This window comes from Microcystis ichthyoblabe FBCC-A1114 (assembly GCF_050500245.1).
GTDB classification, from domain to species: Bacteria; Cyanobacteriota; Cyanobacteriia; order Cyanobacteriales; family Microcystaceae; genus Microcystis; species Microcystis ichthyoblabe_A.
In genome coordinates, this window is record NZ_CP191408.1 from 396,633 (window position 1) to 417,839 (window position 21,207).

General features: G+C 40.5%; 15 protein-coding genes and 1 pseudogene. 11 read left to right on the top strand and 5 right to left on the bottom strand.

Features of this window, described 5'->3' with window-relative positions; translation table 11 throughout:
• Positions 1 to 33 precede the first annotated feature (33 nt).
• From ACQY1Y_RS01935 to ACQY1Y_RS01970, 8 genes are all read left to right on the top strand, one after another.
• The gene (locus ACQY1Y_RS01935) at positions 34 to 1,584 is read left to right on the top strand and encodes a glycoside hydrolase family protein (RefSeq protein ID WP_430013857.1); all 1,551 of its coding nucleotides are present in this window, start codon (positions 34 to 36) and stop codon (positions 1,582 to 1,584) included.
• A 91-nt stretch (positions 1,585 to 1,675) separates the two neighbouring features.
• On the top strand, positions 1,676 to 2,311 hold the full coding sequence (locus ACQY1Y_RS01940; RefSeq protein WP_430013858.1) for a hypothetical protein: 636 nt from the start codon (positions 1,676 to 1,678) through the stop codon (positions 2,309 to 2,311).
• A gap of 94 nt (positions 2,312 to 2,405) precedes the next feature.
• The gene (locus ACQY1Y_RS01945; protein ID WP_002737178.1) at positions 2,406 to 3,287 is read left to right on the top strand and encodes a hypothetical protein; all 882 of its coding nucleotides are present in this window, start codon (positions 2,406 to 2,408) and stop codon (positions 3,285 to 3,287) included.
• The gene (locus tag ACQY1Y_RS01950) at positions 3,271 to 3,621 is read left to right on the top strand and encodes a hypothetical protein (protein WP_002736715.1); all 351 of its coding nucleotides are present in this window, start codon (positions 3,271 to 3,273) and stop codon (positions 3,619 to 3,621) included. Before ACQY1Y_RS01945 ends, ACQY1Y_RS01950 begins: the two co-directional genes overlap by 17 nt.
• 250 nt (positions 3,622 to 3,871) lie before the next feature.
• Positions 3,872 to 4,849 carry a DUF3616 domain-containing protein gene (locus tag ACQY1Y_RS01955; protein WP_002737462.1) on the top strand — a complete coding sequence of 326 codons (978 nt, stop codon included), beginning with the start codon at positions 3,872 to 3,874 and terminating at the stop codon, positions 4,847 to 4,849.
• 409 nt (positions 4,850 to 5,258) lie between these two features.
• Positions 5,259 to 8,381 carry a DEAD/DEAH box helicase gene (locus ACQY1Y_RS01960; RefSeq protein WP_430013859.1) on the top strand — a complete coding sequence of 1,041 codons (3,123 nt, stop codon included), beginning with the start codon at positions 5,259 to 5,261 and terminating at the stop codon, positions 8,379 to 8,381.
• Between the two features lie 13 nt (positions 8,382 to 8,394).
• The gene (locus tag ACQY1Y_RS01965) at positions 8,395 to 9,234 is read left to right on the top strand and encodes an SWIM zinc finger family protein (protein ID WP_430013860.1); all 840 of its coding nucleotides are present in this window, start codon (positions 8,395 to 8,397) and stop codon (positions 9,232 to 9,234) included.
• A gap of 150 nt (positions 9,235 to 9,384) precedes the next feature.
• Entirely contained in the window at positions 9,385 to 11,409 is a 2,025-nt protein-coding gene (locus ACQY1Y_RS01970; protein ID WP_430013861.1) for a potassium channel family protein, read from the top strand.
• A gap of 50 nt (positions 11,410 to 11,459) precedes the next feature.
• Here the strand turns inward: ACQY1Y_RS01970 and ACQY1Y_RS01975 are convergent, their stop codons facing one another.
• Entirely contained in the window at positions 11,460 to 13,238 is a 1,779-nt protein-coding gene (locus ACQY1Y_RS01975; RefSeq protein WP_430013862.1) for a hypothetical protein, read from the bottom strand.
• A 248-nt stretch (positions 13,239 to 13,486) separates the two neighbouring features.
• On the opposite strand from ACQY1Y_RS01975, the gene groL reads away from it, so the two are divergent.
• Positions 13,487 to 15,160, top strand: a complete 1,674-nt coding sequence (groL, locus tag ACQY1Y_RS01980) for a chaperonin GroEL (RefSeq protein ID WP_002759846.1) — start codon at positions 13,487 to 13,489, stop codon at positions 15,158 to 15,160.
• A 190-nt stretch (positions 15,161 to 15,350) separates the two neighbouring features.
• Positions 15,351 to 17,240, top strand: a complete 1,890-nt coding sequence (locus ACQY1Y_RS01985) for an ABC-F family ATP-binding cassette domain-containing protein (RefSeq protein WP_430013863.1) — start codon at positions 15,351 to 15,353, stop codon at positions 17,238 to 17,240.
• 29 nt (positions 17,241 to 17,269) lie between these two features.
• Here ACQY1Y_RS01985 and ACQY1Y_RS01990 read toward each other — a convergent pair whose 3' ends face one another.
• From ACQY1Y_RS01990 to rpmF, 3 genes are all read right to left on the bottom strand, one after another.
• Positions 17,270 to 17,737, bottom strand: a complete 468-nt coding sequence (locus ACQY1Y_RS01990; protein WP_288136865.1) for a hypothetical protein — start codon at positions 17,735 to 17,737, stop codon at positions 17,270 to 17,272.
• Between the two features lie 213 nt (positions 17,738 to 17,950).
• A complete protein-coding gene (locus ACQY1Y_RS01995) occupies positions 17,951 to 18,550 on the bottom strand; it encodes a sulfite oxidase-like oxidoreductase (RefSeq protein WP_288136864.1) in 600 nt (199 codons plus the stop codon).
• Positions 18,551 to 18,638: 88 nt separating this feature from the next.
• On the bottom strand, positions 18,639 to 18,821 hold the full coding sequence (gene rpmF / locus ACQY1Y_RS02000) for a 50S ribosomal protein L32 (RefSeq protein WP_002742494.1): 183 nt from the start codon (positions 18,819 to 18,821) through the stop codon (positions 18,639 to 18,641).
• Positions 18,822 to 19,009: 188 nt separating this feature from the next.
• Here rpmF and acsF point away from each other — a divergent pair, with 188 nt between their 5' ends.
• Positions 19,010 to 20,068 (top strand): magnesium-protoporphyrin IX monomethyl ester (oxidative) cyclase, encoded by a 1,059-nt coding sequence (gene acsF / locus ACQY1Y_RS02005; RefSeq protein ID WP_288136863.1) that lies wholly within the window; start codon positions 19,010 to 19,012, stop codon positions 20,066 to 20,068.
• A 158-nt stretch (positions 20,069 to 20,226) separates the two neighbouring features.
• Here the strand turns inward: acsF and ACQY1Y_RS02010 are convergent.
• Positions 20,227 to 20,889 (bottom strand): annotated as a pseudogene (locus tag ACQY1Y_RS02010) (IS1 family transposase); the annotation flags it as partial.
• Between the last annotated feature and the right edge of the window lie 318 nt (positions 20,890 to 21,207).

The following is a 21,207-nucleotide window of genomic DNA, read 5'->3' on the forward strand; positions in this document are numbered from 1 at the left end:
AAAATTTGACTATCCTCAAGAGGAAAATTAAATATGGAAATTTCGCAAATCTGTCTTGACTTAATTAAAAAATGGGAAGGATTTCGTGCCAATGCTTACTTAGATCCAGTGGGAATACCTACTATTGGTTATGGAACGATTCGTTATCCCAATGGGCAACCTGTGGAGTTAGGAGATATTGTCACCGAAGCAGAAGCGGAGGACTTATTAAAATTAGAGGCTGACGATTTTGCTGAGTTAGTTACCAAAAAAGTAACAGTAGGACTCAATCAGAATCAATTCGATGCTCTAGTTTCTTTTTGCTACAACGTGGGTGGTGGGGCGTTTCAAGGAAGTACCCTACTGAAAAAACTTAATAGTGGTGATTTTACTGGAGCGGCAGAACAATTTTTAGTTTGGAATAAAGCAACAAAAAACGGAGTGAAAATTGTTTTAGAAGGTTTAACTAATCGTCGCCGTGAGGAAAAGGCTTTATTTGAAAAATCTGGAAGTGAAGGAAAACCTTTAGACAAGCCTGAACCCTCCTTACAAGCTCAAGTTGATTGGTTAGAGGGCTATCGAGACAGAAATAATGATGATACGATTATTGTGGCTCGAAAAGGCTCTGATGTTATAGAAATTTTGACTGTAGAAAGCCCAGATAAAGAGGACTTAATTACCGTCATACGTCAATATCCTAATGCTAAAAATTTCCTCATTGCCCCCCAGGAAAAACAAGTACCTGCGGGGGAAAGAATCTTAATTCAAAAAAGGGAATTTGCGACAATCACAAAAGTTGCTGCTCCTCCCTCATTGGATAATCAACTTTTAATAATTGGAATGGGAGCAGACGAAGATACTCCCGCCAGTTTAAAGCAAGATATTGAGGAATTGCAGGTACGTTTGCGAGATTTGGGCTACTATCAAGGGGAAATTGACGGCAACTTTGGTTCAGGAACGGATCAAGCTGTTAAAGCTTTCCAAGCCAAATTTTTTGGAGCTAATGAAGCAGATGGCAAAGTCGGCCCCCTGACTTGGAAAAAACTGTGGGAAGGAAATCCAGTTCCTGTAACTCCTCCTGTCGGCGTACCCAGTGCGGGTAAAAATTATCTTAAATTAACCAAAATCAACAAAAAAGATGAATTTGGTTGTTTCGTTTTAAAAATGGAATACTTTAAAGATGGACAACTGAAAGACAGTCTTAATGTGTGTTCTGGTACGCCATCGAGACAGATTTTTAAGACGGCTACCGCTAGTGTACCTAAATCATTTGAGCCGCTACCAGAAGGGTTATGGCGAATTGAGAATATTAAATGGGCAGGGGGTCCTGCACACAAAGATGATTACTCTGGAAAATTTGTATTTCCTGATCCTGGAGTTGGTCCAGTGTCAACGCCTTTAACTTATCAAAAGCCCAATTCAACCCGTAGAAGTGCTATTGAAATTCACATCGACTGGAATCGCCGCAAGAAGTCTCCGGGTACCGCAGGATGTGTGGGAATTTATACGATTGGCGATTATCAACGTTTTGTTCGTTGGCTTCGGGAAACTGACCCACGAGACTTTTTTGTGGATTGGGGTTTAGGAACTTGTCCCAAACCCTAGCCTATCTTTAACAAGGGGCAATTGAATTGTTTAATGATGATTCAATTGTCTCTAGTAATTATTGGTACATTGAAAATTTTTCTAACCATAAATGTTACGCAAAATCACCCTTTTTACCTTATATTTATTGCTAACAGGTAACTCAATTATTGGCACAGAATCTTGTCAAAAATTTTTTGTTACTGCCACCGATGGTTATGTGAATATCCGTTCCTATCCTCAAATACAAGGGAATAACGTTATTGCAACTTTACCTAGCGGCAGTTCTGTACAATTAAGTGAGGGTCATCAAAAATGGCTGAAAATTAAATTACCTCTTGCTGGTTGGTTAGCTGGTAGTCAAATTTCTCGAATTTCTTGTGATCAAGGTCGTGATTTACTTATAGAATTGGGACTGCCGACTATAATTAAACTTGGAAACAAAGCAGCAAATGGCTATCAAAAAGATGCGGAAACTTTGGTTAAAATGTCTCCGTATATAGATGGGATAGTAGAGGAAAATTATGCCACAGTTATTGTACAATGGGCTAATCAAAATCCGAAATTTTTAGTTGCCATTCTCGATCGTCAAAGTCCAACCATTCGCCGAGCAGTTTTATCTTCTCTCGATTTTGGATTAGGGACTAACACAAATGAGCGTAAAAACTTGGAAAAATTTATGCAAAATATTTCTCCAAAAAGTTTAACCTACGTTGATTGGTATAGGCGTAATCCTGTTTATCCTTAGTAGCAAATACAAGATCAATATTATTCTTTTAATTCATTAAGGAGGCTCTTCATTGAAACCTAGCGCAGTCATCAGAACATCAATTATAACTGTCATGGGAACTATTTTAGTTGCCTGTGGAGCTTCCCTTGAAGAATATCAGAAGTTTGCCAAATCTGGTCAGGAATACGCCACCGCTCTTGATAGCCTGTTAGTTATTTCTGGTGATTATTTTGTGGATGCCAGTTCGGAAAATTTGATTGCCAATGATTTACAGGATCAAGATAGAGACAGTAGTAACTATGCTGAGACTACCAAAGAAGATGATGAGTGGCTCACTTTAATTGCCGAAATGCGTCAACACAATCATCTATTAAAAGAATACTTTTTTGCCTTAGAAGATTTAGCCACTTCTACTGCTCCTCAAGAAGCGAGAAAAGCGACTGATAATATTTTTAAACAGTTAAATAGTATCAGTAACATTATTCAGGCTAACCCTAGAGTTGGTTCGATTCCTGTACCTTCGATTTCCGAGATTATCCTAAGTCAAAAAATCAAGGGTGAACTAAGAAAAGAACTAGAGGCAAGGAAGGAAGCAATTTATCGAGAAATTGCTATACAGGAAGCTTTACTGAAACTGCTTACCAGTCAGATTAAAACTGATTTAAAGGATATTCAAAACCTCAAAGATGAGCGCTCTGTTTTACCCGCATTTGCTGCTGAACAACCAATTGAAAAACCCGATGATTGGATAATTAGACGCAGACAAATTAGAACGATGACTCTCTCAGTTCAAGGTTTAGATGACGCAACTAAAGCAACAGAATCTTTTAAGGAGTCTTTTAAATTGCTCTTGGAAGATAGATTTACCATCGGACGTGCCAATGCTTTATTATCTGAGATCGAATCTCTCATCAACATATCGGAAGATTTAAAAAGATCAATCAACCAAAACAAGACTACCACAGGAGTAAAAGACAATGACCACAAATACTGATACACAAAAATTACTTGAGGCACTGCAAGAATTTCTCGATGAAATTAGTGCAATTCAAAATCAATTGACCATTCCTGGTATTCTGGGTAAGTTTCCTGATGATGACCAAAAAAGGCAATTTAAGCAGTTTCGTACAGAGTGGAAAAGACTTGTTAATAAAACTCGTATCAATATTGCTAGTGTTTTAGTTAGTGAACTAAAAGCTAATGAAATTGAACTACATGAAGGAATAGATGCTATCAATAAAGAAATAAAAAAACTTGATGATACGGTTGGTTTTCTAAACCTTTTGGGTAGAACAATCGAAATCCTTGGCAGAATTATTAAACTTTAGTTTATGTCACTGCTTTTTGTAATAGTTCGCCAATTCAAAAAAGATAGCAAAAACAGTTGTTATTTGATATAATTTTAGAAAGTCTTGGTACTCTAATTATGACACTCGAAAATTTTTTTAACCTAGAAGGAATTAGTTATTCAAATTAATCCTTTCTCAGATTATTTCTAGTCATTTTTTGTCCTTTTATCTTTTATTGCCTATAATTTTCTTAATCCTCACTTTTTCAGTTAATAAGGAGAAGACAATCATGCAACCTCTGAACTTTTCTATTATCCAAGAAATCAAACATCAAGGAATTTGTGATGCTTCTGCAGCCACTGCTTTAGGAGAAAATAAATTTGTTATTGGTAATGATGAGGCAGATGTAGAATTAGGTAATATTCTCTGGATTTATTCCTCTCAAGAGTCGGGAAAAGCGCTGGAAACCATTGACATTAATGGTTGGCTAAAAAACAATCCTAAAAATAGAGAAATCGACTTAGAAGGGGTAACTGTGCTAAATGACATAATCTATTGGATTACTTCCCACGGTCGCAATAAAAATGCTGAACAAAAACTCCCTCGTCATCAATTTTTTGCTAGTAAAATTACCGATGACGGCTCTAGTATAGTTCAAGTGGGTGAGTCTTATACTCAGTTAGTATTGCGCGATATTATCGAAGACTCTCAATTGGCTAAAATATTTGATTTCAAAACAGCAGAAACCAAAGCTCCCAAAGCTGAAGGAGGATTAAATATTGAAGGTTTAACGGCAACTCCAGACGGAAATATCTTAATCGGTTTTCGTAATCCTGTCCCCAACGGTAAAGCTCTTTTATTACCCCTAAAAAATCCCAAGAGTTTAGTTACTAATTCAACCACGGCTAAAGCTGAATTTGGTGATCCTATCCTGCTAGATTTGGGAGGATTAGGAATTCGTAGCCTTGAATTTTGGCCAGCTTTAGAAGTATATTTAATTATTGCCGGAGAATTTCATGGAGGCGATCAATTTGTTTTCTATACTTGGTCAGGAAAAAAAGAAGATGCACCGGAAAAGATAGAATCACTGCAATTCCCTGACGGGTTTCGTCCAGAAGCTTTGTTGTTTTATCCCCATTTCCCAGATCGCTTTCAGATTTTAAGCGATGATGGTACAATCGAGCGAGTTGGTAATACTCCCTGTAAAAATACCGATAAAAATAATCCCGAAAAATATTTCCGCAGTATTTGGGTAAAAGTTAATTAATACCAATTCTCACCCATAAAAACTACAGATCGAATTATCGAATTTAAGTTCCCCTTTTCCCCTTTTTCCCATTTTAAGGGAGACGAAGGCAGGGGGATCAAACTCCTGTAGCCGGATTTTGGGGAATTGCTATAATTAGCCATCCTTCTTAGTGGAACCTCAACAAAACCTAGAACAAAAATAGCTTTAAACCCATATAGGGATAAGCTTTAAGCTCAAAAAAACCGTTGATCACGTCTTCTCAATGGTTTTTTATCCTAGAAGCTCTATTAACCTTTTTCTCTGATCCAGAGGACTTCTGGGTTCGCAAAGGGACAAAAAAGTGTGGAGAATCCTCCCATAATCGCTACAATTTTTCTAGAGGCTAAGTATTGCCCTCATTTAAGTTCTTTTGTACTCATTAAAAACCATGAAAATTCTTCACGGTACTTGGATTCCCCAATCAACGGATGAATTTATTCAGAAGGGTAGCTTTTATCTTTGGGGAGAAACTAGCACCCCGAAAAAGAGTCGCACCACTGCCGATAATTATCATCCTTTTCAGTTAAGCAAAGAAGAATTAACTAGCTTTCTCACTGGAGAGTTAGGAATAGTTCAATCGAATTATAATCCTCTTAGTCGGCAATTTGTCCCCCGCTACTTTCTTTTACCTAGTCACGAGAATCAACCTTTACCCTCCTTAGAATTACTGCGTTATCTAGAAAAAGAACCCCCAGAAAATAGCCAATGGCAATCTTGGCAAATTGATTGTTATCCCCTTAATCCTGTACTTAAACTGCTCAATGATCTGCACTTTATCTGTCTTTACAACTCCTCAGAGATTCAGTTAGGTGCAGATCTACTTTTTTGGTATCACTACAGTCAAGCTTTTAAAGAAATAATTCTCAAAGATAACTATATTCCTGCCTTTAAATATCGAGAATTAACCACAAATAACAAGAAAACCGCTAACTTTGCCATCTACCCTCTTTGGGAAATTATATCAGCAACCTACGAAACCAATCTCGATCACTATCTCGAATATCTTCCCCGCATTTGTCTTGCTGGCGCTGAAAATCCCCATGCTTCGCCACAATTATACGATCCCAAAACCCTACTCCAGCACTTCTCCGAATGTCTCCTCAATGAAATTGTCACTAATACGGCAATTCCTGCCAGTTTTGATAAAAAAATTAGCGAGACAATTATAGGTGATTGCTTCTCTGTGACTAAGACTGCTGGATTTCTGCAAACCGCTGCCGCTTTAGAAAAATATCAACAGTGGCAAACTTGGAGACAGCAATTACTAGGAGACCAAAATATATCTAATTTTACCCTGGGTTTTAAACTAACCGAGGTCCCAGAAAATAATATTGAACAGTGGCAAATTACTTTTATCCTCATCTCTAAACAAGACCCCTCCCTGCGATTAGAATTAGACGAATATTGGTATGCAGTACCCGAAACTAGGACAAGCATACGAGCGCATTTTGGTCAAGATTTAGACAAAAATATTTTACTAAGTTTGGGTTATGCTGCCCGTATTTATCCCCCCATTTGGCAAGGATTAGAAACGGATAAACCGACGGGATTTTATCTCAACCTTACAGAAGCTTTTACTTTCTTAAAAGAAACTGCTTGGATTTTAGAAGATGCGGGATATAAGGTAATTATTCCCGCTTGGTGGACTCCCGAAGGCCGTCAACGCGCTAAAGTTCGGCTAAAAACCACTTCTAAATCAGGCAAATCTACCCCCGTTAGTAAAGGGATTTTTAGCCTCGAAAACATCATTGAATATCAATATGAATTAGCCATCGGTGAAGAAACTATTAGTCAAGAGGAATGGCAACAATTAATTAACACCAAAACACCCTTAGTTAAATTTCGAGGTCAATGGGTAGAATTAGAACAAAATAAAATGCAGCAAATGCTGGATTTTTGGCAGAAATATCAGCAGGAAAATCCTGAGATGAATCTGATTGAGTTAATGAAAAAAGCTGCCGAATATCCAGAGGAGATTATTGTTGAAACCGATGATTTTTTAGGTTCTATGCTAGAGAAATTACAAAATCCTAGTCAACTAGAACCGATCGAAAATCCTCCCCAATTACAAGGAACGCTGCGGGAGTACCAAAAGCGCGGAGTTGCCTGGATTCAATACCTGGAACAATTGGGTTTAAATGGTTGTCTTGCTGACGATATGGGACTGGGGAAAACCCTACAAGTAATTGCTAGATTGATTGGGGAAAGAGAGGGAGATAATAATGTTTTACCAACTCTGCTAGTTGCACCCACTTCCGTGGTCGGAAATTGGGCAAAAGAAATTGAAAAATTTGCCCCCCATCTTCAGGTTTTAATTCACCATGGTAGTAAGCGCTATCAAGATGAGAACGAATTTCAGACAGTAGCTAGTCAAAAGGATATCGTCATTACTTCTTTTACCTTAGTTCGCAAGGATTTGAAATTATTTAACTCGCAATCCTGGCAACGTTTAGTAATTGATGAAGCACAAAATATCAAAAATCCTAAAGCGGCACAAACTAAAGCAATCTTGAGTTTATCTGCACAACATCGTCTCGCATTAACGGGAACTCCAGTAGAAAATAGACTGCTTGATTTATGGTCAATTTTTAACTTCCTTAATCCTGGTTATTTAGGTAAAGAAACTCAATTTCGTAAAGCTTTTGAAGTGCCAATCCAAAAACAAAATGATCGTCTCCAGTCCACGGTTCTCAAAAAATTAGTGGAACCTTTTATTCTGCGTCGGGTAAAAACCGATAAGCAGATAATTAAAGATTTGCCTGACAAAGTGGAAAACAAACAGTATTGTAATTTAACTAAAGAACAAGCTTCTCTCTACGAAGTTGTTATCAAAGAAGTGGAAAAACAATTAGAAGAAGCGGAGGGAATAAAACGCAAAGGATTAATTTTATCTACCCTGATGCGCTTGAAACAAATTTGTAATCATCCCCGTCAATTTTTACAGGATAACAGTGCTTTTACCCCTGAGCGATCGCATAAGTTAGAGCGTTTGGGAGAAATGCTAGAAGAAGTAATTTTAGAGGGAGATAGTCTGCTAATTTTCACTCAATTTACTGAAATCGGTGACTCCTTACAAAAGTACCTCAAACAAACTTTTCGCTATAATACTTATTATCTTCACGGGGGGACTTCTCAACCAAAACGAGAACAAATGATCGAAGAATTTCAACATCCTGAAACAGAACCTTCCGTATTTATTTTATCCCTAAAAGCTGGGGGAGTGGGGATTACTTTAACCAAAGCAAATCATGTTTTTCATTTCGATCGTTGGTGGAATCCTGCGGTGGAAAATCAAGCAACCGATCGCGCTTTTAGAATTGGTCAACAAAAAAATGTTTTCGTGCATAAATTTGTCACATTGGGAACCTTAGAGGAAAGAATTGATGAAATGATCGAGGAAAAGAAAAAGGTAGCTAATGCTATTGTTAGTAATGATGAATCCTGGTTAACGGAATTAGATAACGAAAGTTTTCGTCAGTTAATCGCATTGAATAAACAGACAATTATTTAATCGAGGTAAACCTATGAATAAATTTAGTAAAACTTGGTGGGGACAACGCTTTATAGAAACATTAGAGGAATTTACCGACTCAGCGCGTTTGAGTCGAGGACGTTCCTACGCTAAAAATGATAAAGTCAAGAATTACGAAATTGACGGTAATTTAATTACTGCTCAGGTGCGAGGTTCCATTAATCCCTACTTTGGGGTTTACAAAGAACCTTTGTATAAGGTGAGTATCGAGATTAAACCAATTACTAAAGCAGAGTGGTCACAAGCTTTATACAATCTTGGTTCAAGAGCGAGTATGATCTCTAAACTGCTGCTCAAAGAAGTTCCCGATAATATTGATGAAGCATTTAGCGATCTGAATATCCACTTATTACCCCACAGTCAAAAGGATTTTATCACCAATTGTTCCTGTCCCGATTGGGAAAATCCCTGTAAACATATTGCTGGAGTTTATTACCTCGTTGCTTCCCAATTAGATCAGGATCCTTTCCTCTTATTTGAATTACGGGGTATCTCTCGTCAAAAATTACTGCAAGAGTTAGCAAAAACTCCCCTCGGTAAGCTGCTTTCCTCCTCCATCCAAGAGGAAAAAATTCCTCTTAACCCCGGGACTTCCTATCACACTAAACCCGAAACCATACCAGCAGCACAAACAATTGATCTCAAAGAATTTTGGCACTCCCATCACCGTTTACCAGAAAATCCTCAGTTAGTTAAATCCGCAACTATTCCCGCAATTGTCATTAAAAAAGCCGGTAATTATCCTGCATTTTGGGATAAGGATACCTCCTTTATCGAGGTAATGGAAGAAATGTATCAACGAGTACGCAATAAAAATGCTGGTATGTTATAATTAGGTGGGTGTTAAAAATTGTCAGACACCCTTCTTATTAAGAAAAAATTAAGGCTAGATTAAGGGGAGATCAGCACCCCCCTTATCAAGGGGGGCAGGGGGGATCAGAAGTTTGAAAAAGCATTCTATTTTTTAAGACAAGCAGAATCTATGAACCAAGAATCTCTCAGCTTTGTCGATGGGAATGTCAAGTTAGCCGATCGCTTTTTAGTTTGTGGATTGGGTAGTCTCGGACAACACTGCGTCAAGTCTTTAAAAGAGTTTGGGGTTAGCGTCGTCGGTATCGAACTAATACAGCCTCCCAGTTGGGAAATTAATGATTTTCCCGATTTATTAGAGGAAATAATTATCGGTGATTGTCGTCAAAAAAACATTTTAGCAAGAGCGGGAATCGATCGCTGTCGGGCTGCTTTAATTGTCACCAGTGATGAGCGAATTAATGCCACTACTGCCCTAATTATTCGGCAATTAAATCCCCTTACCCGCTTAGTGGTGCGTTCTTCTAAAGATAATCTCAATCAGCTACTCAAGGAACGTTTAGGCAATTTTATCGCCTATGAACCCACCCAACTACCCGCCAATGCCTTTGCTTTAGCCACATTAGGCACGGAAACCCTCGGTTTTTTGCATCTCGACGGTCAGAAATTGCGGATTATCCAGAGACAAATTAGCCCCGAAGATGGTTTACTCGATCGCTTTTTAGGTGATTTAAATACTCCCACCCGTCGTCTGTTAGCACACACAGCCCCCGATGAACCTTTAAGGGCCGGATTTTATCAATGGTCTCCCACCACCACTATCAGGGCTGGTGATACCATTACCACTATAGAGACTACCTATCAAAACATCGATTCTACCCGCCAGAAACCGTCAAATTCTCCCCAGAAGTTGCGGGATTTTTGGCAGAAATTCCTCAAAGAAATCCAACAATTCTGGCAATTGAGTTTTCAGCAGCAAATTCATCGGGTGGCTTTCCTGTCAGTATTTATCATTATCCTCCTAGTAATTATCGGGACTTTTCTTTTCCATCTCTACGCCCCGAGAGCTTCCTTTATTTCCTCTCTTTCAGGAACAGCGATCCTTTTATTAGGTGGTTACGGCGATGTTTTCGGTGGCTCTAACCCCGAAGATTTAAATGCGGTTCCCTGGTGGATGCAGCTATTTAGTCTCTTTTTAACCTTAGCTGGAACCGCTTTTATCGGGGTTCTCTATGCCATTTTGACAGAAACTTTATTATCATCAAGATTTCAATTTATCCCTAACCGTCCCCCAGTTCCCCAACAGAATCATATCGTTATTGTTGGCTTAGGTCGAGTCGGCAGAGAAGTGGCTAATTTATTACTAGAAATGCAACAGGCGATCGTCGGGGTGAGCTTAAATAGGGATTTTGATGGGACTATGCTGCCAAAAATGCCCCTGATGACGGGAAATATCGAAGAATCTTTAAAAAATGTCAATTTAGATAGGGCCAAAAGTATAGCCATCGTTACCGATGACGAAATCCTCAATTTAGAAGTGGCCCTAACCACCCGCAAACTCAACCCCCAAAGCTACTTAGTCATCCGCACCACCGACGACAACCTTAGTCAACAATTAAGTCAAATTCTGCCCCGATCTCACATTTTAGGAACCAACACCGTAGCGGCAGAAGCCTTTACGGGAGCGGCTTTCGGAGAAAATATTATCTATCTGTTCCGTTGGGCGCAAAAAACGATTCTGGTGACAGAATACGAGATCGAAGCCGGAGATACTCTCAATGGTAGCTCGATCGGGGATATTGCCTACGGTTATCGAGTCGTGCCGATCCTACACCAACGAGAACGGCAAGCCCCGAAATTAATGCCCGAAGATTATCTCAATTTACGCATCGGCGATCGCATTGTGGTGCTGGCCACCATCAACGGACTGCGACGGGTGGAGCAGGGTCGTCGCACTCCCAAAACTTGGCGCGTGCGGGTGGAAAAAGCCTTTAACCGCAATATTGCCGCGGAAGCACCCACCGTGATCAGTCGTTTTTCTAATTGTCCCCTGAAAACCGCCAGCGATCTCATGGAAAATTTGCCAGCGACTCTCGGCGCCCCCCTCTACGAACAGCAGGCGATTCGATTAGTTTCCGAGTTAAAAAAAATTCAAGTTCAAGCCTTGGCTATTCCCATTAACCCGAAATCGGGGTAAATGGGAGTTATACTTTTTTTGTCAAACTAGAAGGCTCTCTCGGTCTTTTTTTATGCAGTTAAAGTGACCGTAGCCTTGGCAGTTTGTCCAGAATCAGAAGTGGCAGTAATAGTAATTGTATCCCCAGCATTTCCTTGTGGGGGTGCAGTGTAGGTAAATTTGGCATCAGTGGTATTTTTATCAATTTTACCGCTTTCTGGCGGTGAGATTGTGATGGTGTAGTTACCAACGGGATTAATGCTAAATTCCTGGATTCCATTTAATGCTAAAGCTGCGCTAGACGGAGCGATCAAAATCGTTGGAGGTAGTCCCTGTCCAGTGGAACTAGCCTCTACAGTTACTTTTTTCTCTACTTGATTAATTAAATCGGGAATAAGACGTTCGCTAAATCCAGCCACAAAAGCCATTGTCAAAAGTCCATATAAATAGGTGTCATTCCCCTTATTTCCATTGTCAGTCCGAATTTGTAAGGGAGAAATGCTAGAGTTAAGAATTAGCAGAATAAAGAAAGCGAAACTTCCCCCTAAAATGGGTTTGGTTAAACCAATTGACAATGGCAAGAAGTCATCGTCATATTTTTGATTTTTGGGATTATCAAAGTCTTGCAAACGAGTTAGAAGACTAACTGCTCCCCCTAAAGTCCCTGTCATCAATATCAATATCAAGAGTCTAAAATTTTCATCTTTGTCCTCAGTATTTTGGTTACTAGAATTTGAGATTGGAGGTAAGGGCATAAGCAAATTCTTCACTGGAGGGGAGTTCATAATACCCCAATTCAAAGGGAGAGCTAACACTAATCCAATTAAAACTTTTGTAGGTATTTTGATAGAATGGAAAAGATTACCTCTGAAGTCGGCTAGACCATTCCAAAAACCCATCTGGGTTTTTCTTAATCCTGTTTCGGCAGCATAGCGTAATTTTTGTGCCAAAATAATATTAGGTTGACCTGTTAAAGATTTAATCGCAATTTCTCCAGCATCTACCACCGACTTTACTTGCATGATATCCCAAGCTTTGGAACTGTTGATGAGTTCCACCTGCGCTATCCCTAGTATTATAATTAATTTGGCTAATTCTCCCTGTACTTCCCGGTCTAATTCTGGAGGGAATCCCGCTACTTGTTCTTTAGTTTTTCCCAGCAAAGTATCAATTCTTTGATTTAGTTTAATCACCTCATCTCTAGCTTTAATTTCATTGATTAAATCGTCTAAAGTTTGAAATAAAACACTTGCTTCTTGTACTTGTAGTTGTGCAGAATTATCTTTAAATTCCTTGACTAACTTTTCAAAGGGTTCATCTACTTCAGGAATTGAACTATATTTGTCTAATTTATCCTTCAGTTCAGCAATCAAAGACTCATTTTTCTGTTGTAATTCCACAGTCGTGGAAAATTTAACCAAAGTATCTTTAACTTTTGTTTGCCAAGCAGTTAGCTTTTCCTTAAGTTTTGGCAAGTTTGCATCGTTAGCATTAGCATCAAATACAATCGTAATTGTTGCGACCAAACTATCAATTTCTTGGCTTAAAGTATCAAGAGGAATTTCTGAAATTTTACCCGTAGATAAAAGGTTGATTGTCTCCACAAGCTGATCTATATGAGCTATTATTTGTTTTTCTAATTCTTCTCTGCTAGGTAAAGGGTCTGAAAAAGTTAATTCACCTAGTTTTTGAATAAGTTCATCTCTTAAATTATTAGTCTCTTGAGTGATTGTTTTGGCTTCTGTTTGGTAACTAGCAAGGGTAGCTGATTTATCCTGACTAAATTTATTTTGGGTTTCTAGAATAAATTGATTAATTTTTTGTTCGATAGCAGGATTTGGATTAATCATGGTTGTCTTCTCCTAAAAAAAAGGCGAAAATGGGCTAAAATTCGATTATCTCCCCAATGCTACAATAGTTATCATTGATTTTCTGCAATTATTCATAAATCTTGATAAATTTTTATTTTTTTAACTCAATTCAGTCTGCCGTGGGGAGATAACACCCTGATCTCCTCAATAACCGCACACCGGGATTAGCACTCAAGCCCTAAGAGTGCTAAATTAACTATAAGGAGTCCTATCACAACAGCGATACCATGTCCAAAATCATTGCCTTTAAAGATGAATCCCGTCGCGCCCTAGAAAGAGGTGTCAACGCCTTGGCCGATGCGGTAAAAATCACCCTCGGTCCGAAAGGACGCAATGTCTTGTTAGAAAAGAAATACGGCGCCCCCCAGATCGTTAATGACGGCATCACCGTCGCCAAAGAAATCGAATTGTCCGATCCCCTCGAAAACACCGGGGCGAGATTAATTCAGGAAGTAGCGGCAAAAACCAAAGATTTAGCGGGAGATGGCACCACCACCGCCACCATCATCGCCCAGGCTTTAATTAAAGAAGGTCTGAAAAACGTTACCGCCGGGGCCAATCCCGTCGCTTTAAGACGCGGACTAGACAAAACCATCGCCTATCTGGTCGAGGAAATCGCCGCCGTCGCTAAACCGATCGCTGGAGATGCGATCGCTCAAGTGGCCACCGTTTCTTCCGGCAACGATGAAGAAGTGGGACAAATGATCGCCACCGCCATGGAAAAAGTCACCACCGATGGCGTAATCACCGTGGAAGAATCGAAATCCCTAACCACGGAATTAGAAGTAGTGGAAGGGATGCAGATCGATCGCGGTTATATCTCTCCCTATTTCATCACCGATCAGGAAAGACAGATCGTCGAGTACGACAACCCCCTGATCCTGATTACCGATAAAAAAATCAGTGCGATCGCTGAATTAGTCCCCGTCCTCGAAGCCGTTGCTCGTCAAGGTCGTCCCCTATTAATTATCGCCGAAGATGTGGACGGCGAAGCCTTAGCCACTCTAGTGGTCAACAAGGCCCGGGGGGTCTTAAATGTCGTCGCCATCAAGGCCCCCAGTTTCGGGGAACGTCGCAAGGCGGTTTTACAAGATATTGCCATCCTCACCGGTGGTCGTCTGATTTCCGAAGAAGTGGGCTTGAGTCTTGACACGGTTAGCCTCGATCTGCTAGGGCAAGCGGCAAAAATCACCCTAGAAAAAGACAATACAATTATTGTCGCCTCCGGGGACAGCCGCAATAAGGCCGATGTGCAGAAACGTCTCGCCCAACTGAAAAAACAGTTAGAAGAAACCGATTCCGAATTCGATAAGGAAAAATTACAGGAACGCATCGCTAAATTAGCCGGCGGTGTGGCCGTGATTAAGGTCGGGGCAGCCACAGAAACCGAACTCAAGGATCGCAAACTCCGCATCGAAGATGCCCTCAATGCCACCAAAGCCGCCGTGGAAGAAGGTATCGTCCCGGGCGGTGGTACAACCTTGATTCATCTGGCTTCTAAGGTGAAGGCTTTCAAAGCTTCTCTCACTAACGATGAGGAAAAAGTCGCCGCCGATATCGTCGCCAAAGCCCTAGAAGCCCCCCTGCGTCAGTTAGCTAATAACGCCGGTGTGGAAGGGGATGTGATCGTGGAAGGTGTGCGCGAAACCGCTTTTAGCGTCGGTTACAATGTCCTCACCGGCAAGTACGAAGACTTAATCGCCGCCGGAATTATCGATCCGGCTAAAGTGGTGCGGTCAGCCGTTCAAAACGCCGCTTCCATCGCCGGCATGGTCCTAACGACCGAAGCCCTCGTGGTCGAAAAACCCGTTAAAGAAGCCGCAGCCCCCGATATGGGCGGCATGGGCGGCATGGGCGGCATGGGCGGCATGGGCGGCATGGGTGGCATGGGCATGATGTAATTCCTGATGCCGTCTGGCCCCTGAAAATAATCTCATTCCATTGAGCCAATCTGTCCCTTTTCTCGTTATCGTCGGCATTAGGGACAGGTTTTTTTTCATCGGGAAAAACTTTTTCAGCAGAACCTGCTTAATCTATCCTTTGCATTAGTCCAGACACTACACTAGAAAAGAAGGATTATTCCCAGAAATCATGACACTGCTGACGGTTCGATCGCTCAAAAAAGACTTCGGTATCAAGGAAATTCTCAAAGATGCGAGTTTTAGTCTCGATGATCGCGATAAAGTCGGCCTGATCGGTACGAATGGATCGGGAAAATCGACCCTATTGAAAATGATCGCCGGATTAGAAGCGATCGATGGTGGCGAAATTCAAATCAATTCCGGGATGAAAATCGTCTATTTACCCCAGCAACCGGAGCTAGACGACGATAAAACGGTTTTAGAGCAGGTTTTCGCCGATAGTGGCGAAAGTATGACTTTAATTAAGGAATACGAGGAATTGTCCGATCGCCTTGTCCATGAGCCAGAAAATCTGGATACTATTATGGAGCGTTTGTCAAGGGTTTCGCAACAAATTGATAAACTTGCCGCCTGGGATTTAGAAACTAACGCTAAAGTTATTTTAAGTAAACTGGGCATCGATAATTTTAATGCTCGCGTGGGAGATTTATCGGGGGGATATCGCAAAAGAATCGCCATCGCTACCGCACTTTTAGCCGATCCTGACTGTTTATTGATGGATGAACCCACCAACCATTTAGACGCGCTTTCCGTGGAGTGGTTACAGAGTTATTTGTCCCGTTTTCGGGGAGGATTATTATTAATTACTCATGATCGCTATTTTCTTGATCGAGTGACTAATCGCATCATTGAAATCGATCGGGGAGATTTATCTACTTATGCCGGTAATTATGCCTATTATCTAGAAAAAAAAGCCTTAGCGGAAGAATCGATCGCCAGTAGTCAACGCAAACACGCGGGAGTTTTACGACGGGAATTAGAATGGTTATCCCGGGGACCAAAAGCGCGCAGTACCAAACAAAAAGCGCGGATCGATCGCATTCAAGCAATGGGTAATAAGGAATTTAAACAGGTGGAGGGAAAAGTCGATATTGCCACCGCAGGAAGACGCATCGGCAAAAAAGTTATCGAAGTAGAAAATATCTCGAAAGCTTACGGAGATCGCACTTTAATTAAAGATTTTACCTATATTTTTACCCCCGAAGATCGCATCGGTATTATTGGCAGTAACGGGGTAGGAAAATCTACTCTCATGGATATTATCACCGGGAAAACTCTCCCCGATTCAGGCACGGTTGACATCGGTTCCACTATTCATATTGGTTACTTCGATCAACAATCCGATGATATCAATATCAACGAAAATCAAAGAGTAATCGAATATCTGAAAAGTGTGGCCGAATTAGTCAAAACCCTAGACGGCAGCGTCATCACCGCTTCCCAGATGTTAGAAAAATTTCTCTTTCCTCCCGATCAACAGTATGCACCAATTTATAAACTTTCTGGAGGGGAAAGAAGACGCTTATTTTTGCTACGAGTTTTGATGAGTGCGCCTAATGTTTTAATCTTAGATGAACCCACCAATGATCTCGATGTGCAGACTTTAGCAATTTTAGAAGAATATTTAGAGGACTTTAACGGTTGTGTGATTGTCGTTTCCCATGATCGCTATTTTCTCGATCGAGTAGTTGATACTATTTTTTCCTTTGAAACCGGGGGTAATATCCGTCAATATCCGGGTAATTATTCCCTTTATCTCGATCAGAAAAAAGAGGAGGAGGAACCAAAAGAAAAAAAAGTCACCCCAAAAACTGTTAAAGCTTCTCCCTCACCCGTCAATAAAAAAATCTCTTTTAAAGAGAAAAAAGAATACGAAGACATCGAAAAACAAATACCAATTTTAGAAGCAAAAAAAGCCGAAATTGAACAGGTACTTTATGGAGAACCCCTAGAAGATTTTACCAAAATAACCGCTCTGACCGAAGAATTAGCTCAATTGAGTCAAAAAATTGATACTTTAACCGATCGCTGGTTAGAATTAGCAGAAAAATTAGGCTAGGATAATCCCTATTTTCCCGATCAATTTAGTCAAAACTGAGTGATAATTTCTGGTGAATCATCCTCATCCATGACCAGATCTACCGACTCCACCCGCAAGAGTGCCAAATTATCGTTAACCACCCCTTGAAGATAGATTTCCCCCATCCCTTCACCCCCCAGATCGATCGAGCCAAAAACTTGACCGGTTTTTGTATTAAAATTAAACTGAAAATAATTAGCCGAGGAAATTCCCTCGCTGACATTATCGTATTTAGCGATCTCTTGACCACTGTTATCATAAAAAGATACCTGAAAATCTTCTAAAACTTGCATCTTTCCCGAACCTTTTTCCGAAAAGATAGTCGGGGCCGTTTTTTCATCATAACTAAAAGAACCTTTAGCTGTATAACCCTGATTTCCCAACCATTGAAAATCGATCGTCACCGCTAAAACCCCTTGGCTATTCATGTTAGCAACTAAAAGGAAAGCTAATAAAGTCAATATCATTTTTTTCATGGTCAATCCGAATATCATTAGTCGGTTATTTCAGTTATCAGTGATCAATCACTACAACTGGTCTTCGGGGGAGAGTCAAGAGGTACTCTGTCTATCCCTATAAACCTTAAGAAAACTTCAATTACATGGGTACAAGGAAAGGAAACCCAAATGATCTTTTGTGGGTGGGTAACTTCCGTTTGCTGATATCACCCTATTTTAAGACAAAACTCGTCAAAAACCGCCATAACGTTCCTCTAACCAGGGATCACCTCGTCGATGGTAGCCATTAAGTTCCCAGAAACCCAGTTGCTCTTGATCGAGAAATTCTAAGCCATTAATCCATTTAGAACTTTTCCAAGCGTAGAGATGGGGGACAACTAAACGCAGCGGACCACCGTGGTCGGGGGGTAAAGGTTGACCAAACAGTTGAAAAGCGAAAAAATTATCCTCGTGCAGGAATTCCTCTAGGGTGAGGTTAGTGGTATAACCACCATAACAGTGTTGCATGACGTGGGTAGCTTCTGGCAACAGGTCAATTAAGGTGATAAAATCCGATACCTTAATTCCCGTCCAAGTCACGTCTAATTTTGACCAACGGGTGACACAGTGAAAATCCTTAGTAAATTCTGACTGCGGTAGGGCCATAAAATCCGACCAGTTAAAAATTTTAGTCGTGGCCACCTTTCCCCAAACCTTGAATAACCATTCCTCGGTCTTGATTTGGGGAGTATCTCCGTAGGTAAGCACAGGAAAACCACTAGCGAGATATTGGCCCGGAGGAACTCGGTCTTGATCGGGAGATTCTGGTTTTTTAAAGAATTTGCCTAACATTAGTTGAGACTCACAACGAAAACCCTAAACAAATCTTAAAATACTAGGGAGCGAAAAGGTTTTCTCCACCTCACTCCCCATCATCAAGTTATTCCTCGTCTTCCCCTTCTTCTTCCTCTTTAGTGGGATAGACAAAGCTGTTAGAACGACCAGAAAGAACAGATTTACCCAAAGATAAGGCTTTTTGCGCTTCCCGAGCCGCTTGCTTTCTCCAGTGCGCTCTCCGTTGGTCGCGCTTGGCATTTGAGGTTTTCTTCTTGGGACAAGCCATAGTATTTTAACGATAGTTATAGACTCACAACCTTTCTATTCTACTCCCTATTTCCCTAATCGGCTCGCTACTTGTCTGATTCCCTTGCTCACTACTGCCCAAAATATTGATAAAACTTAATAATTATCATTGGCTTACCTATTTATGTTTAAAATCTTATATAGCTATGTAGTCAAGTAATTTCCATCATGGTCACTACCGTCGAACCTCCCTCCCAGAAAAAAGCTGCTCTGCGCGAAACTATCCTCACCCCGCGTTTCTATACCACCGATTTTGAGGCTGCCGCTAATTTTGACCTTTCTTTGCAAGAAACCGAAATCAAAGCGATGTTAGAGGAGATGCGGACCGATTACAACCGGCATCACTTTGAACGTCAGCAAGAATTTGAGAACTATCAAGATAATCTCGATGAAAAAACGAGAAATGCTTTTATAGATTACCTAGAACGCTCCTGTATCTCCGAATTTTCTGGCTTTTTGTTATTTAAGGAACTGTCACGACAACTAAAAAGCCGTAATCCCTTGTTAGGGGAGATATTTCATCTTATGGCTAGAGATGAAGCGCGCCATGCAGGATTTCTCAATAAAGCCATGGCTGACTTTAATATTTCCCTCGATCTAGCCAAAATTACCAAAACCCGCACCTACACCTTTTTCCCCCTTGAATGGGTGTTATATACGGTCTATCTCTCCGAAAAAATCGGTTATTGGCGTTATATCCTCATTTATCGTCATTTAGAAGAACATCCCCAGTATAAATTTAATCCTCTCTTTAATTACTTCGAGAGTTGGTGTCAGGACGAAAATCGCCACGGAGATATCTTTAAAACCTTACTGCGAGCTAAACCACAATTGTGGAATAATTGGCGATCGAGATTATGGAGTCGTTTTTTTCTGCTTTCCGTCTTTGCTACCCACAGTTTAACTGTACGCGAACGCTCAGACTTTTATGATGCTTTGGGAATGGATGCGATCGCTTTTGATCAAGAGGTAATTCGTCAGACTAATAATACCTCTGCTCGCGCTTTTCCCACCATTTTAAATGTGGACCATCCCCAATTTTTCCCCCGTTTAAACCGTTGTGCCGAACGTAATTTACAATTAAAAGCGATCGATGAAAGTAGCGCTCCTCAATGGCTAAAAACAATGCGTAAGTTACCCTTACAGTTAGGTATCGTCGGAGATCTGTTGCGATTGTATCTAATTAAACCCATAGATGCAGAGGCCACCAGAGAAATGGTACTTTAATTAGTTATCAGTTATCAGTTATCAGTTCACAGCAAAAAACTCCCCAATTTCCAATTCATAATCCATAATTCCCACACCCTACACCCCACACCCCACACCCACGAAAAACTGGTGGTGATTCGGTAGTAGTGATGGCGGCTTAATCCTTTGCTTTGCTGTGCATTGTAGTCATGGATAAAATACCAAAGGGTTCCCCAAGGTGATTCTCCATTTTTTTAGAGAAAGATAGACTCTCTCTCACCAGCCGAGAAATCCTTTGTCTAAAGGTATTATTTAATCTTTCAATATGATTAGTTTGACCAGTTTCTTTTCCGACTGGTCGATGACGTTTACTAGGAATTACTGTCTTATAGGACTCCCAAAAGTCTGTGTAAGCAACAGCACATTGTCGGTAAATATCGGGTAGGCTTGCCCAAAGTTTTTTGGCTGATTGACGACTCCTATCTCCGCGCATAGCAACCAATAATTTCCCTTGTTTTTCTATCAATTAACCGCCAAATATACACCTTGATTGTTTTAGAAAAAACAAAAGACCACATCTCATCACATTCTATAACTAATTTACCTTTTAGTTTGTCTGAAACCTTTATTTGACGGGGTACAGCCGCCAGTTTATTGTTGACATAATTTTGTAACCATGACCAAATTACCCCTGTTACTCTGGCAATTCCTCGCCAGGAAATTCGTTCGAGCAAGAGTTTATCAATTAATTGTTTGGTTTCCTCAGAGACGGTTTTATTAGTGGGATTGATCACAAACTGACGACCACATTCTTTACATTGACGTTTGGGTTTTCCATTATGAATAGAACCATTCTTAATCCTATGGTGAGAACCACAATTAGAACAGGGGAATAGAGGTGAACTAGGGGGGGATTTTGTTCGGTGCTAGACTGATATTTGAGTAAGCCAGACAGAAGCCAGAAAAAGATATTTATCAGAAAAGTCATGATCAAGCTAGAGGTTTAAAGACTGATCGGGTTCCAATTATTTTTATTCATAAATATTTTACACAATTCATACCAGGTAAGCAACAGAGCTACGCCACTACTACCGAATCATTACCTTCTCGAGAAAAAAAACTGGAGCGAGCGCTTTTCGCCACCCCAGTGCTGTCACGGAATTCAATTCTGTATCTAA

What these genes read in the sequence shown, in the direction of transcription:
- ACQY1Y_RS01995 (WP_288136864.1), bottom strand. Translation starts at nt 18,550, where the DNA reads ATGTTAGGCAAATTCTTTAAAAAACCAGAATCTCCCGATCAAGACCGA.
- ACQY1Y_RS01990 (WP_288136865.1), bottom strand. Translation starts at nt 17,737, where the DNA reads ATGAAAAAAATGATATTGACTTTATTAGCTTTCCTTTTAGTTGCTAAC.
- ACQY1Y_RS01955 (WP_002737462.1), top strand. Translation starts at nt 3,872, where the DNA reads ATGCAACCTCTGAACTTTTCTATTATCCAAGAAATCAAACATCAAGGA.
- ACQY1Y_RS01960 (WP_430013859.1), top strand. Translation starts at nt 5,259, where the DNA reads ATGAAAATTCTTCACGGTACTTGGATTCCCCAATCAACGGATGAATTT.
- ACQY1Y_RS01945 (WP_002737178.1), top strand. Translation starts at nt 2,406, where the DNA reads ATGGGAACTATTTTAGTTGCCTGTGGAGCTTCCCTTGAAGAATATCAG.
- ACQY1Y_RS01940 (WP_430013858.1), top strand. Translation starts at nt 1,676, where the DNA reads ATGTTACGCAAAATCACCCTTTTTACCTTATATTTATTGCTAACAGGT.
- ACQY1Y_RS01965 (WP_430013860.1), top strand. Translation starts at nt 8,395, where the DNA reads ATGAATAAATTTAGTAAAACTTGGTGGGGACAACGCTTTATAGAAACA.
- ACQY1Y_RS01950 (WP_002736715.1), top strand. Translation starts at nt 3,271, where the DNA reads ATGACCACAAATACTGATACACAAAAATTACTTGAGGCACTGCAAGAA.
- rpmF (WP_002742494.1), bottom strand. Translation starts at nt 18,821, where the DNA reads ATGGCTTGTCCCAAGAAGAAAACCTCAAATGCCAAGCGCGACCAACGG.
- acsF (WP_288136863.1), top strand. Translation starts at nt 19,010, where the DNA reads ATGGTCACTACCGTCGAACCTCCCTCCCAGAAAAAAGCTGCTCTGCGC.
- ACQY1Y_RS01935 (WP_430013857.1), top strand. Translation starts at nt 34, where the DNA reads ATGGAAATTTCGCAAATCTGTCTTGACTTAATTAAAAAATGGGAAGGA.
- ACQY1Y_RS01970 (WP_430013861.1), top strand. Translation starts at nt 9,385, where the DNA reads ATGAACCAAGAATCTCTCAGCTTTGTCGATGGGAATGTCAAGTTAGCC.
- ACQY1Y_RS01975 (WP_430013862.1), bottom strand. Translation starts at nt 13,238, where the DNA reads ATGATTAATCCAAATCCTGCTATCGAACAAAAAATTAATCAATTTATT.
- groL (WP_002759846.1), top strand. Translation starts at nt 13,487, where the DNA reads ATGTCCAAAATCATTGCCTTTAAAGATGAATCCCGTCGCGCCCTAGAA.
- ACQY1Y_RS01985 (WP_430013863.1), top strand. Translation starts at nt 15,351, where the DNA reads ATGACACTGCTGACGGTTCGATCGCTCAAAAAAGACTTCGGTATCAAG.